The following is a 13975-nucleotide window of genomic DNA, read 5'->3' as shown; positions in this document are numbered from 1 at the left end:
AGCAGAGACATTCGGGGTTTTCATTAACATGGTTTTGAGCAACTTGAGGTTAATCATATCATCATCAACCGCAAGAACTTTTAGTTTCTTCTCATCCATTTAGAATTTCCCCATTCGTTTAGATAAATTTTTCAAAAACAAGACGTAACAGATCTTTGTTGATGACATTTTTGATAATCTCATGAACGTACATCGCATCCTCATTTTCTTCCGGAATACTTGGATCAATGAGCATGACGAGAGATGTATCACTGTTATTGGATCGGATTATATCATACAGATCCTTGAGATTTAATCCACTTAGCTTTTTATCAAAAAGAGCAAGTTTATAGCGACGATTTGTAAGCTCATCTTTGAGTTGATCAGAGGTGGTGACACTTTGATAGGTATATCCTAAATCATCAAGAATACGGGTAAAAAGTTTTAACTCAAGAGTATTTTGTTTTGCAATTAGAATATCGGCGTCATATGCGGAGATATGCTCTTCAGCGATAGATTCTTCAACGATAGGCACTTGCATAACAGGCTCATCTAGGATAGGTTCTACCGTTGCTTCTATTTCTTCCTCAAAAGTTTGCGGTTCGATTTCATTGACAAAAACATTCTCAATCTCTTCGATCTCTTTCTCTATTTCAGGTTCACTTACAAGCGGTATTGATTCTTCGATGGGAACAATAATCTCTTGAACCGATTTTGGTACAGGGTTGATTTCAATAATTTTATGCGATAAGAAATTATTGAGCAGTGAGATGATCTCTGAACGGACTAGCGGTTTAGTAGTATATTCATCCATTCCGGCTGCCATAAATCGCTCACGATCCCCTTTAAGGGCATTGGCGGTCAAAGCAACGATTGGGATATGGTTTTGTCCGTAATCCTCTTCAAAATCTAAAATTTCCTGTGTCGCTTCGATACCGTCAAGTACCGGCATTTGAATATCCATGAAAATAATGTCAAATGTGCCGTTTTTACGTTTTTCAAATGCTTCAAGCCCATTATTAGCTATCGTAATTTCCAATCCGAGATCTTCAAGTGTTCGTCGAATCAGCTTTTGATTGATAATATTATCTTCTGCTACGAGTGCAGTCGCGGCAAAACGGGAATTTTTCTCATCAAACTTTTTACGGCGAGACATTTTGACTTTGCGGTTGCTAAAGGCTTCAGCATCATACGCATCAAGGGTGGTACGAATTTTCGAACTGTTGAGCGGCTCATACAAGACTTTGAAAATATCGATTCCCATTGAGTCGATTTTTTTCATATAGAACGATTTGGTTATGAGAACGAGCTGCTCTTGTGATGAAGCATACGCAACAATATCTTCATCCGTCGTGTAGTCGTTATCAATAAAGAGCAAGTCGTAATTGACCTGGCGCTCTAGCATTTTAAGTTCATCCATCTCATGGAACGTGGTATAGCTCACACCGAAATAGTCGAGGTACTCTTTAAGATAGGTATTTTGGAGTTTCTTTTTCGAATGGTTCTCCAAAATCACGGCATTGATGTTGGAAAATGATCCTTTGAGTGGTTCATTAAGGGTTTCAATCTCTTCAAACTCTAATGTAAAGAAGAAGCTCGTGCCGTTGCCCGGTTCACTCTCAAGGTCGAGTTGTGACCCCATCAATTCAACGAAACGGCTCGAAATGGTGAGTCCTAAGCCGGTACCGCCGTATTTACGGGTAATGGAGGTATCGGCTTGGGAAAAGGCTTCAAAAATACGTGATCGTTGTTCGCTGGTGACGCCGATTCCGTTGTCTTTGACTTGGAATCGAACTTTGGTTCGGTTGAGGGTATCACACTCTACGCGGCGGATATCGACGCTGATAGCCCCGCCGCTGTTGGTAAATTTGACCGCATTGGAAAGGAGGTTGATAATAACCTCTTTGATTTTAGTCGGATCCCCTTTGAGCGGTCGTTCTAGGCTTGGATCGACATAACAAGCAAGGTCAATGTGTTTTTCGGAAGCACGTACTCCGTAGACTTCAACAGCACTTTCAAACTCATCGATCGGATTAAAGACAATCTCTTCAATTTCAAGTTTATTGCTTTCAATTTTTGAGAGGTCAAGAATATTGTTAATAATTTCAAGAAGGTTTTCAGAACTTTTTTCAATGATGTCAATGAATTCGCGCTGTTCATCATGCAATTCGGTATCTTTGAGCAATTCGGTAAATCCGACGATTCCGTTGAGCGGTGTACGAATTTCATGAGACATATTGGCCAAAAACATCGATTTGGCTTCACTGGCTTCCATCGCGTATTGTTTATCATTGAGGGTCTGCTCAATAATACGCTCCAGCAAGCCATAGGCTTGAGCTGTACCTTCTGTCGTATCGAGGTTAATGGTATGGCTGAGTACTTCAGCTTCGGTATCGTGGGTATCTTCAGCAACCCGCTTGAGAACCGATTCAAGATTTTTAATATTGGTAGTGATCTCAGCAGAGAAGAAATAGCCTAAAATAGCGACCAATACTCCCAGTATCCAGACAGCAATAGCGATGATGAGAACTTGTACCGCTTGATCTTGTACGATCGAAGCCCGAGCATCCATAGCATCGATCAAAACTTTTTCGGCTTCGTTGATCGCGTCAATTTTCTCCGAAATCATAGCAAACCATATACCTGATTGTGTCTCATAGGCACCGGTTGTGCTGGTTTGCAAAATAGCAGTGCGTTCTGTCGTGATGTCGAGGAAAAGTTCCGTGTTATCTTCACTGTAAAGGGTTGCTTGAAGTTTTGACTGGATAGGTTTGTTGCTCATCCCTTCGAGATTGAAGGTATCGGCTTTAGCAATTAACGTAACCCATTTATTGAGTTCTTCTTCTGCAAGAGGGGTCGCACGTGAAAGGACATAGGTAATATAGTCACGTTCCACACTGCTGTACTCATTTGCACGGACTAAAGAGAGATAGGCAGATGAGAGGGAATTGACTTCCGGATCGAAATGAAGTGTTGCAAGGTCGGTAAGCTCATTAATGAGGCGCTCTTCCGACTTGCCGTATAGGTCGGTAAAAATTTTATCAAAATTGGCATTGCCGTTATCAACGTACGGACGAGATTGATTAATCCCTCGCTGTAAATCACTGATTACTTTTGATAACGCAGAAGCTTTTGAAGCTTCTGCTGTATTGATTTGTTCAAGGGTTGCGAGGTGTTTTTGATAGGCATCGATTTTTTGATCGACAATAGCGCGCTGCGCATGGAGGGATTTAAGGGTTGCGGGTGAAGCATTACCCATATACATAACCGTCATTCCCCGTTCACGAGAAAGGTTATTGATCAGGTCATTGAGCTGTTTGTTCCCCTCAAGTCTTACCTGAAGCTGTTCAGCCCCTTTGTAGCTGACGTACGCATTGTAAACGTAGTAGCTGGCAAGGATAAAAAGTATCAGAATCGGTAAGAGACTGATGAGGCGAAGTCGATTTCTAAGTCCTAGTTGCATGGGGTCTCCTCTATATTACGCTTATTTCTCATAGTTGTTCAAGAAAGCTATTAAGACGCTTAGAAGCTTTATTGGCTTCTTGAGCATCGTTCGTTTGAGATAAAATGGCCAATTCATCTGAAATCTCGTTCAATCGTAGATTATCACTGATTCCTTTGAGTTGACTCGCCGTTTTTTTCCAAGCATGGGTATCAAAAGCACTGATTGCGGCACTGATTTCATTGCCTGCACGGAGTGCATCATGTTTGTATTCATCAACCAGTTCATTAAAAAAGTCAAGTTCAATCCCAAGTTGCCCAGAGACAAAAACCTTATCGTAATGAAGTGTTCGGAGCGGTTCGATGTCACTATTCTCTTCTAAAGGACTCTCTTCGAATACGGCAACCATCTCTTTAACCGGTTCATCATACGATAAATCGATCGGGGTCTCATCATTTTTCGGTACATCTTGATAAAGATGCTCTTCATGAATCAGTAAAGGTTCTTTTTCTTTAAAAGCAAATTCGTATATATCATCACTGACTGCGGGAATAGCCGTTTCAATTGATGGAGCGGTATTCTCTATCACTTCTTCTTGAATCGGTTCTTTCCCTTCTAATTTTTCGATGATGGAGTAGAAATATTTGAGATTAGCTTCAATTTCTATAGAATCGTTAGAGGTATTAATGATGCTGAGGGTTTCGAAAGCATCTTCAATGCGAAGATTTGCCGCTACCCCTTTGAGTTTGTGGGATAAAATTTTGAGGTTATTCATATCCCCTTTTAGGGCAGCTTCAAAAAGTTCTTCTTTAAATTCATTCGCCTGTTGGATAAAATCGCCGATAAACTCTTGGATCAAATCAACCGGCAAGCCAAGTTCGTGTGCGGCTATATTCGGATCAAAACGGTACGATTTATCAACTTTAAGGGTGTTGATAAACTCTTTTTCTGCACTGCTGTAGCGTACATCTCCCAGCATAGGACGATCGACTTTAGGCTCAACTTTAGGGACAGATAGAGGTTCTGTTGCCGGTTCGATGGACGGAGTAGGTTCCGGAGTAAAATATTCTTTTTCTAGCTCTTCGTCATTGAGGGGAAGAGAGAGTTTTGCATACAGATCTTCTATCGGCTCTTCGGGGCTTTCTGGCTCAGCATAAGTGGGAACATCGAGTACCCCCGGTTCACTTAACGTTGTTGGGGTGATGTGATCGTAATTTGGGAGTGCCGTTTCAATAGGTGGGAATGTGGGTTCAATCACCACAGGTTTACTCTCAATTTTAGCTTTAGGGGTGAACGGTTGAGGCTTAATCTCATCTCCACTGATGGATTGAATATGGAGCATATCGATAATGTAGCCAGGGTTGGATGGTTCTGCACTTAAAAAAAGGCTGTTTACTTGAAGGGTACATGAAAAGGTTCGTCCGTTTCCATGGACAATGGCTGAGCGGGCATCAGAGTCTGCATGAAGCAGGAAATCGATCCATCCGAAACTTTTAAAATTATGAATATAGCCCGGTTCTTTTGCAAAAAGATCGGCAACATCACTGCAGACACTCAAAAGATCTTCCAGTGTTGCGTAATTTAAGAGTTTAAGCCCTTCTTCGTCGATTCCGATAAATTCTTGTTTATGGTTATAAAATAACACTCATCCCCCCTATTGTTCTTGCTCAATCATTTTTCGGTACAGTTCGGCAGTCTCATCGATATTTTTACGAGATGCCGGTTTGCGTGCCGCCATATACCCTTTTACTTGCCCGTTTTCATCATACGTCGGTGTTACTTCGGTATCAACCCAGTAGTATCGGCCGTCTTTACGTAGATTTTTGACCAATCCATGCCAAAGCGTTCCCGATTGAATTGTTTTCCACATTTGAGCAAATGCCGCTTTGGGCATATCGGGATGACGGATTATATTATGAGGCTCCCCGACTAGCTCTTCGACCGTATATCCGGAGATTTCACAAAATTTTCGATTGGCAAAAGTGATAACACCTTTAAGATCGGTTTCGCTGACTATAGCGCGTCCATCAAACAAATACTCTTCATCTACCACAGTTGGTTTTTCCATCATGTGACCCCTTAGCTAAAAAACTGCTGAAAACATAATCTGTGGAATATGGCATAAACTCCATAAAAGATTACTTAGACGCAGTTTCTCTGTAGTAATTTTGGAGACTTTCCGCATCTTTTGTCCCTATTAGTTCCGAAAGGGTCTTAAAATCGCTCTTTGCAATCGCTTCAAAGGTTCCGAAATAATCAATAAGTTTATGAATTTTTGCTGTGGTAATTCCGTTAATGGCTAAGAGTTTGGAAGTTTGATCGATTTTCAGCTTTGTTTTTTTATGAAAAGTGATTGCACTCCGGTGGGCTTCATCTCGGAGCATTTGGACAAATTGGAGCCGTTTATCGGAGCTCTCTAAGCGTAGGGTATTCTCTGCTGTATGGAGAATATCGCGAGCGGAGCCTTTGGCACGATGCGATAAACCGTCTATTTTTTCTTTACTGATGGCGATGACATCGAGATGAATGCCATGGGAACTGAGAAGATCGACGGCTAAAGATCGCAGGGTAGATCCCCCATCAAGTACCCATAAATCAGGCGGTGGATTATCTGAGAATCCCTCTATTCGACGTCGGAGCATCTCGGACATTTGGCCGTATTCATCTCTCTCGTGGAGATGATAGGTTCGATACCCTTTTTTATCAAAACGGCCATTTTGATAAACAACCATGGCGCCGACGGTGGCAGAACCTCCATGATGAGAGTTATCGAAAATTTCGATCCGATGAGGGAGTGCGTCAAGGACAAAAAGCTCTTGAATCTGAAGTAATAGAATCTCATTGGTGGGTTGCGGTGTGCGTAGAAGTTCTTGGGCGTTGGTGAGGGCGAGATCGATAAGCTCTTTCTTTGCTCCCCGTTGCGGTACTTCGAGAATTGCTTTTTTCCCAAAAAGAGCGGTTAAGTGTTCACGTACCCAATCACTCGATTCAAAAGGGTGTGCACTCAAAATGGGGGCAATAATAGGAGGTTTTTCATTCCCGTAAAATCCGACTAATGTCCTCTCATACGCTTCATCCAGTGAAAAGTAAGGGGTAATAGGGAGAAAATCGTGGGCAGTGGAAGCCACTTTTCCCTCACGGATGAAAAGTCGGAGGATACAGCCGCGTGTTTCATTGGCGGCGATTGCAAAGATATCGTAGTTTTCATTCGAAGCTAAATCAATTTGTGAGGAGATTTCACTTTTGCTAATCCGCTCGATTCGATCTCGAAGCACTAAAGCCTCTTCAAAGCGGAGCGATTCGGAATAAAATTCCATTTTAGCTTCGAGTTCTCTGATGAGTTTATGTTTGTTTTGAATCCATTCAATCCCCTGGATCACCATCGGAAGATACTCTTCTTTTGGAATTGGAAATTCGCACGGGGCAAGGCATTGCTCCATTTGGTAAAAAAGACACCCTTTTTTACCCTTTAAGCAACTTTTTTTTTGAACGAGCTTGAGTAATTCGTAAAGAGAATCAAGAATGTCGCGTGCTCCGATCGAAAAAGGGCCGAAGTAACGGATAGATTTTCCCTTGATGATTTTTCGGGTCAGCTCAAATCGGGGGTAGGGCTCTTCCATATCGACATAGAGATAGGGGTAGGTTTTATCGTCACGGAGGAGAATGTTATATTTGGGCTTGAGCTGCTTGATAAGGGAATTTTCCAAAATGAGGGCGTCATGCTCATTCTCAACGATAATATAGTGAAGTCCTACCGTCTCAGAGAGCATTTTTTGAATACGTAAGGATAGGGATGTTTTGGGTGAAAGCTCAGGGGTAAGATTAAAATAGCTTTTGACCCGTTTGGAGAGGTTCTTGGCTTTACCGATGTAGAGGATTCTCCCCGTAGTGTCCAGATATTGGTATATCCCCGCTTGGTGAGGGAGGGTGCGAATTTGCTCTATCATCGGTGAACTCTTAATGAATAATTTATGGTAGCTATTATAACATCCGTCATTAAAGAAAAGAGAGGGGAAAGTCATGACCCGAAAATGGATGATGGTCTGCAGTATAGCCCTTTTGATGGGACTGATGAGCGGATGCGGCTATAAAGCTCCTCCTTATTATGAGAAACCCGCACCTGTGAAGGAATCTTCCGTTGCGTTATGATGTTGTTATCATCGGTTCAGGTGTTGCCGGATTGTATGCGGCCATCGCTTTGCCGAAAAGATTAAAAGTTTTAATCATCAATAAATCAAACCCGTGGGAGTGCAACACCTATTATGCGCAAGGGGGTGTTACCACTGCCTACAATGATGAAGATATCGTGTCTCATGTCCAAGATACCCTTGATGCGGGGGCAGGTATGTGTAATGTAGCTGCAGTACAATTGATGAGTGAAAGCTCTCAAGGGGTAATAAGAGATTTGATTGATCGCGGATTTGAGTTTGATAAAGATGAAGAGGGAAATTTGCTCTATACCAAAGAGGCCGCCCATTCACGGAGCCGAATACTTCACGCAGGCGGGGATGCGACAGGGAGACATCTTCATTTCTTTTTATTGAACCAAAATCCTCATCCGATGCTCAGCGATGCAACCGTGGTCGATTTATTGATTGAGAATAATCAATGCTGCGGCGTGGAAGTATTCAGTGAAGGAAAACGTAAAACAATTCTTGCAGATAATGTGATTATTGCAAGCGGGGGGGTAGGGTCGCTTTATGAATACCATACAAACGCTTCGACGATCAGCGGAGATATTCACGGTATTTGTATCGAAAAAGGGATTGAACTTGAATCAATGGAGATGATGCAGTTTCATCCCACCGTTTTTGTCGCCAACAACTGGGCACGAAAACAGCTCCTCTCCGAAGCGCTTAGAGGTGAGGGGGCGCATGTCGTTGATGAAAACGGGTATCGCTTTTTGTTCGAGTACGATCCGCGTGGTGAACTCGCTCCTCGTGACATCGTCAGCCGCGCTATTTTCGATTACCGCCAACGTAGCGGCAAACAGGTCTATCTTTCATGTGAAGATTTTGAGAGCGAATATTTTAAAGAGCGCTTTCCGAATATCTACAAATCGCTGAATGATTTGGGATACCATCTCCCAAAAGAGCGGGTTCCGATCTCTCCGGCTTTTCACTATGCCGTGGGGGGAATTAAAACAGACAGTAAGGGAGCGGTGCCTCAAATAAAAGGGCTTTACGCTGTGGGAGAGGCAGCCTCAACGGGAGTACATGGGGCTAATCGGCTGGCCAGTAACTCGTTGCTTGAAGGGCTAGTATTTTCCAAAAAAGCAGCCGAATCGATCTTAGAGGGTGCAGCACGTGGGTGCAGTGATCATTTCAAACTCGGTGAAGAGCCGCTTGAGATCAAAGGTGATAAAGAGAAAAAAGATCAGCTCCGCCGTATTATGTGGGAGAATGTTTCGATCAAGCGTACTCCTCGAGGGTTGAAGAGGGCATTGGAAGCGATAACACAGATGCTAGCCGGTGAAGTAGGGAGACTATTGCGTTTACGTCTATTAACGGCACTTAGTATTATCGTCTCGGCGCAAAAACGTTCCGAATCGATCGGAGTCCATTTTATTACTCAAGAGAGTTGAGTATATTCAAAATTAATCTACATTAGGGTACCCTTTCAATAACGTAAAGGGTATCCACTCCCTCCCGATTATCTCCACTTAAAGGCTCTCCTTTGAAAGATGTCAATATTATCGTCCTTGATTTCGGTTCCCAGTATACTCAGTTGATTGCCCGTCGTCTGCGCGAAGATAAAGTCTATTGCGAAGTACTTCCGTATCACACTAAAATCGATGTTATCAAAGCAAAAAATCCTAAAGGGATCATTCTCAGCGGTGGACCCTCTTCCGTGTATAACAAAGATGCGTACGAAGTAGATCAGGGGGTCTATGCTCTCGGTATTCCTGTTTTGGGAATTTGTTACGGCATGCAGCGTATTGCTGTCGATTTTGGCGGAAGCGTTATTCGAAGTGATCATCACGAATACGGCAAAGCGGAACTCACCATCGATATGACCCAGCACTCTGTTTTGTTTGAGGGGTGCGAAGATGAACGCGCGGTATGGATGAGTCACTCCGATAAAGTAGACGTATTGCCGGAAGGTTTTGTTCCAATCGCTTACTCCCCGAACTCTCCGTATGCGGCTATCGCGAATGAAGCAAAAATGGTCTATGCAATGCAGTACCATCCTGAGGTTAATCACTCCGAAGAGGGGTATTTGATGCTCCGTAACTTTGCTCGTAAAATTTGCGGTATTACTGACAAATGGGATATGGGGCATTTCCTCAAAGAGCAAATCATTAAAATCCGTGCTCAAGTGGGTGAGGGGAAAGTTCTTTGCGCCCTCAGCGGAGGGGTTGATTCTTCGGTAGTTGCGGCATTACTGTATGAAGCGATCGGCGATCAACTTATCCCTGTATTTGTCGATAATGGCTTACTCCGCAAGGGAGAGCGTGAATCGGTTGAGAACATTTTCAAAGTGCACCTCAAAGTACCTCTTGTCGTCGCCGATGCATCAGAAAATTTCCTCGGCAAACTTGCCGGTGTAACCGATCCTGAGACGAAACGTAAAATCATCGGGCATACTTTTATCGAAGTATTTGAGCAAGAAGCAAAAAAACATGACGGGATTAAATTCTTGGCGCAGGGGACATTGTACCCTGACGTAATCGAATCGGTTTCAGTCAATGGTCCCTCTGTTACGATCAAAAGCCATCACAACGTCGGGGGACTTCCTGACTGGATGGATTTCGAATTGATCGAACCGCTACGCGATCTCTTTAAAGATGAAGTGCGTAAACTCGGTCTTGAACTCGGGCTTCCTGATTCATTGGTAAACCGTCATCCGTTCCCGGGGCCGGGATTGGGTATTCGTATTATGGGCGAAGTGAATAAAGCGGATTTGAATCTTCTCCGTGAAGCCGATGCAATTTTGCTCGATGAATTGAAAGTAAGCGGCTATTATACAAAAACGTGGCAGGCGTTTGCGGTACTCCTTAACGTAAAATCGGTCGGTGTTATGGGTGATAACCGTACTTATGACAACACCGTGTGTGTCCGCGTCGTCGAAGCGGTGGATGGGATGACGGCAACGTTTGCTCACCTTCCTCACACGTTGCTAGAGCGTATCAGCCGTCGTATCATCAACGAAGTGGACGGGATCAACCGCGTCGTATATGATATCAGCTCCAAACCTCCTGCTACGATTGAGTGGGAATAAAGGGATCGCATTTTGCGCTCCATCTATTTGATCTCCAAAACTCCCTGTGAGGGAGTTATCCACATTCCTATACTCACTATTTCTTTTTTAAATCCTACTATCGATTTCACGCAATATGAAGGGATTATTCTCACTTCAAAACAGGCCATTTTAGTATTAGAAAAGTATGATCTTGATTGGAATACGCTGAAATGTATTTGTGTATCAGAAAGCACGGCTGTAGCAGCAAGAGAAGCAGGTGCCGTTGATGTCGAGAGCGCAGATGGATACGGAGTATCCATTCCGAGTGTTCTGAGAAGAAAAAAAAGTCTTGGAAAATGGCTTTATGTACGTCCAAAAGTGATTGCTTCAGAATGGGTTGAGCATGCGCGAAGTGAAGGGTTTTGTATTGATGAAGTGATCGTTTATGAGACTATCTGTAATGAAGCAGCAGCTAATTATCCGATTTCGGAGGAGGGGATTTTAATTTTTACTTCCCCATCCAGTATCCGTTGTTTTCTTCAAAATTATCCAATATTCCCGACACAAGATGTTGTTGTGATCGGTACAACGACCCAAAATGCTCTCCCCATAGAGGTAGCTTCTTATCTTAGTTCTACTACGAGTGTTGAAGCTGCTGTCGAATTGGCGCGTCAAATTGCTTCTAAAGGGTAAAATTCATCACCCTTTTAAGATTTTAGGGCTATAATTATTTACTCTGGGCGTAGCGAGTAACCGCAATATGAGGGTTCTACATATACAACTAGTCACATCTGTAGACGTTTCGGGGTGTCGGTGGTCTTGTTTGAGCGCATTCGCGTGAGAGATCGCCGCCGGAAGAGACGCTCGATGTGGCGCAATTACAGCTTTGAAGAACCAAAGCTACTGCGAAACGCCCGCCCGGGCTTTTATCTTATTTGAGAAACGTTAGCGGGTTTCAAATAAGATAATTTTTTTTCAAGGTGATCTATGCGAGTAATGGTAATCGGAAGCGGCGGACGCGAATTTTCAATCGGACGGGTATTAAAACAGGATCCTGAAGTAAGTGAATTATTTTTTGCTCCCGGTAACGGTGCAACAGAGATGTTGGGAACCAACGTTGAGATTAAAGAGTATGAAAAGCTTGCCCAATTTGCCCTTGATAATAAGATTGATTTAACTATTGTAGGCCCTGAGGGACCGCTGAGTGACGGTGTTGTTGATGTATTTAAGGCTAAAGGGTTGGTGATTTTCGGACCGTCCAAAGCGGCGGCACAGCTAGAAGGCTCAAAAGTCTATATGAAGAACTTTTTGAAAAAGTACGGTATTCCTACTGCCCGTTATATTGAAACCGATCATATCGGTGATGCCTTTGCTTTTATCGAATCTCTCCCACTCCCTATTGTTGTGAAAGCGGACGGTTTGTGTGCGGGCAAGGGCGTTATTATTGCGATGAGTTATGAAGAGGCAAAAATAGCGGTTTCTGAGATGCTCAGCGGAAAATCATTTGGAGATGCCGGAAAACGGGTCGTTGTCGAAGAGTTTTTAGACGGGTATGAACTCTCTATGTTCGCTTTGTGTGACGGAAAAGATTTTATCCTCCTCCCTGCGGCGCAAGATCATAAACGGCTCCTCGACAATGATGAAGGTCCTAATACGGGGGGGATGGGAGCATACGCTCCGACACCGCTTGTGGATGATGTGATCTATGAAAAAGTGAAAGATCGAATCGTTCGCCCAACCCTTAAAGGGATGCAAGAAGAGGGGGCTCCGTTTGAGGGAGTTCTTTTTATCGGATTGATGATCGTTAGCGGTGAACCGATTACGTTGGAATTTAATGTCCGCTTCGGTGATCCTGAGTGTGAAATTCTTATGCCGCTTTTGAAAACACCTGCGAGTGAACTTTTTTACAAAGCCGCTACCAAGCAACTCGATACCCTTAACGTGGAGTTTCATGATAAATATGCGGTTGGTGTCGTTATGGCGAGCCGAAATTATCCGTATGATAATTCTGAACCCTCAGAGATAATTGTCGATGAGACACATCATGATGAGATTGCTCAAAATACACACATTGCCTATGCGGGCGTGAGCCGTGAGGATGGGAAACTTTATGCCAATGGCGGACGGGTACTTGTGTGTGTCGGAGTAGGGGATAGTATTAAACAAGCGCGTGATCGCGCTTATATGCTTTGCGGGCAAGTTCATTTTGCCGGTAAAAAATTGCGTACCGATATCGCATATCAGGCACTTCGCTAATGGATGAACGCCTCGATTCTCTTTTACAGCGTGAGCACCTCTCTCTCGCTTCGGTGCGTCAGCGGGCAGCTGCCTTTGGAATTGATGAACTTCTTTTATCCGTTATTATGATTGCTATATTATGGGATTCGATTGCTAATGCGAACACGTTGGAAGAGATGATTGCGGTAACCAACAGTTTTTTATTGGAATATATGGCGATTAAAATTCTTTATCACACCTTTTTTACGATGCAGTATGGTGCGAGTCTTGGTAAAATTGTAATGAAAATTCGTGTTATTGAACTCTCGACTCTCTCGAATCCTACCTTTTTATGTGCCTTTAATCGAAGTGTTTTTCGTGTTGTCAGTGAGATACTTTTTTATCTTGGATTTATCTGGGCAATGCTTGATCCGTACCGAAGAAGTTGGCATGATCGAACCGGAAAAACATTGGTGATCAATGCGTAAGCTTTACTGGATCAGTCTGATCGCATCAACGGTATTGCTGGGTGAAGAGCGGGTAGAGCTGTATGGCGTCAATGTTGATGCAAACGGCTCCCTCGCAACCGCCAAAGGCAATCCCGTTGCCCTCTATCAAGATGAGATTATTACGGCGGATGAACTCATCTATGATCGTAATACGAGTATTATGGAAGCCAAAGGGAATGTCAGTATTTTCAAAGGGGGACAGTATCACGGGATAAGTAATTACACCCGTTTGAATTTCGTGGAGGATACCCGTTATTCAACACCCTATTATGCAGCGGATCAGTTGTCCGGTTTGTGGATGAGTGCTGCGGAAGCGCAAGGGTGTCAAAACGATATTGATCTCTCCAGCGGTGCGGTATCGGGGTGTGATTCAGCAGACCCTTTGTGGAAAATCCGTTTTACCAGCGGTGATTATAATACGGAAAATATGTGGGTGAATCTTTATAATGCACGTTTAGAGATCGGAGAGGTACCTGTATTTTATCTCCCTTATTTCGGCTACCCGACCGATCGAACCCGCCGAACCGGATTATTGATTCCTATTATAGGATGGTCAGGATCGGAAGGGTTTTATTATCAGCAGCCGATCTATTTTGCTCCGCATAACTGGTGGGATTTAGAGCTTCGCCCTCAAATCCGTACAATG

The 13975-nt window shown here is 43.4% G+C and carries 10 protein-coding genes and 1 pseudogene; 7 read left to right on the top strand and 4 right to left on the bottom strand.

From position 1 onward, the window contains the following. Positions 1–118: 118 nt before the first annotated feature. The 4 genes from A2517_RS10905 to uvrC all read right to left on the bottom strand — a co-directional run bounded on the left by A2517_RS10905 (position 119) and on the right by uvrC (position 7368). On the bottom strand, positions 119–3442 hold the full coding sequence (locus tag A2517_RS10905; protein WP_294896945.1) for a nitrate- and nitrite sensing domain-containing protein: 3324 nt from the start codon (positions 3440–3442) through the stop codon (positions 119–121). Between the two features lie 28 nt (positions 3443–3470). Further along, the gene (locus tag A2517_RS10900) at positions 3471–5066 is read right to left on the bottom strand and encodes a hypothetical protein (RefSeq protein WP_294896943.1); all 1596 of its coding nucleotides are present in this window, start codon (positions 5064–5066) and stop codon (positions 3471–3473) included. Between the two features lie 9 nt (positions 5067–5075). Continuing rightward, positions 5076–5489, bottom strand: coding sequence for a PAS domain-containing protein (locus A2517_RS10895; RefSeq protein ID WP_294896947.1), 414 nt, complete (start codon positions 5487–5489; stop codon positions 5076–5078). Positions 5490–5559: 70 nt separating this feature from the next. Next, on the bottom strand, positions 5560–7368 hold the full coding sequence (gene uvrC, locus A2517_RS10890) for an excinuclease ABC subunit UvrC (RefSeq protein ID WP_294896941.1): 1809 nt from the start codon (positions 7366–7368) through the stop codon (positions 5560–5562). Positions 7369–7441: 73 nt separating this feature from the next. On the opposite strand from uvrC, the gene A2517_RS10885 reads away from it, so the two are divergent. From A2517_RS10885 to A2517_RS10855, 7 genes and pseudogenes are all read left to right on the top strand, one after another. Beyond that, positions 7442–7570, top strand: coding sequence for a hypothetical protein (locus tag A2517_RS10885; RefSeq protein WP_294896939.1), 129 nt, complete (start codon positions 7442–7444; stop codon positions 7568–7570). Continuing rightward, on the top strand, positions 7560–9005 hold the full coding sequence (nadB, locus tag A2517_RS10880; RefSeq protein WP_294896937.1) for an L-aspartate oxidase: 1446 nt from the start codon (positions 7560–7562) through the stop codon (positions 9003–9005). Before A2517_RS10885 ends, nadB begins: the two co-directional genes overlap by 11 nt. Positions 9006–9097: 92 nt before the next feature. Continuing rightward, positions 9098–10642: a glutamine-hydrolyzing GMP synthase gene (gene guaA / locus A2517_RS10875; RefSeq protein ID WP_294896935.1), complete on the top strand. Its 1545-nt coding sequence runs from the start codon at positions 9098–9100 to the stop codon at positions 10640–10642. A 12-nt stretch (positions 10643–10654) separates the two neighbouring features. Continuing rightward, a complete protein-coding gene (locus A2517_RS10870) occupies positions 10655–11296 on the top strand; it encodes a uroporphyrinogen-III synthase (protein ID WP_294896933.1) in 642 nt (213 codons plus the stop codon). Positions 11297–11590: 294 nt separating this feature from the next. Then, complete coding sequence (gene purD / locus A2517_RS10865) at positions 11591–12859, top strand: phosphoribosylamine--glycine ligase (RefSeq protein WP_294896931.1); 1269 nt, start codon at positions 11591–11593, stop codon at positions 12857–12859. Continuing rightward, positions 12859–13308 (top strand): RDD family protein, encoded by a 450-nt coding sequence (locus A2517_RS10860; protein WP_294896929.1) that lies wholly within the window; start codon positions 12859–12861, stop codon positions 13306–13308. Before purD ends, A2517_RS10860 begins: the two co-directional genes overlap by 1 nt. Continuing rightward, positions 13301–13975 (top strand): annotated as a pseudogene (locus A2517_RS10855) (LPS-assembly protein LptD); the annotation flags it as partial. The gene A2517_RS10860 and the pseudogene A2517_RS10855, both read left to right, overlap by 8 nt.

It is taken from the genome of Sulfuricurvum sp. RIFOXYD12_FULL_44_77 (assembly GCF_001830725.1).
Lineage (GTDB): Bacteria > Campylobacterota > Campylobacteria > Campylobacterales > Sulfurimonadaceae > Sulfuricurvum > Sulfuricurvum kujiense_A.
The sequence above is the reverse complement of the archived record's forward strand: the minus strand, read 5'-3'. Positions and strand labels throughout refer to the sequence as shown.

What these genes read in the sequence shown, in the direction of transcription:
- A2517_RS10905 (WP_294896945.1), bottom strand. Translation starts at nt 3,442, where the DNA reads ATGCAACTAGGACTTAGAAATCGACTTCGCCTCATCAGTCTCTTACCG.
- A2517_RS10895 (WP_294896947.1), bottom strand. Translation starts at nt 5,489, where the DNA reads ATGGAAAAACCAACTGTGGTAGATGAAGAGTATTTGTTTGATGGACGC.
- uvrC (WP_294896941.1), bottom strand. Translation starts at nt 7,368, where the DNA reads ATGATAGAGCAAATTCGCACCCTCCCTCACCAAGCGGGGATATACCAA.
- A2517_RS10885 (WP_294896939.1), top strand. Translation starts at nt 7,442, where the DNA reads ATGACCCGAAAATGGATGATGGTCTGCAGTATAGCCCTTTTGATGGGA.
- purD (WP_294896931.1), top strand. Translation starts at nt 11,591, where the DNA reads ATGCGAGTAATGGTAATCGGAAGCGGCGGACGCGAATTTTCAATCGGA.
- A2517_RS10860 (WP_294896929.1), top strand. Translation starts at nt 12,859, where the DNA reads ATGGATGAACGCCTCGATTCTCTTTTACAGCGTGAGCACCTCTCTCTC.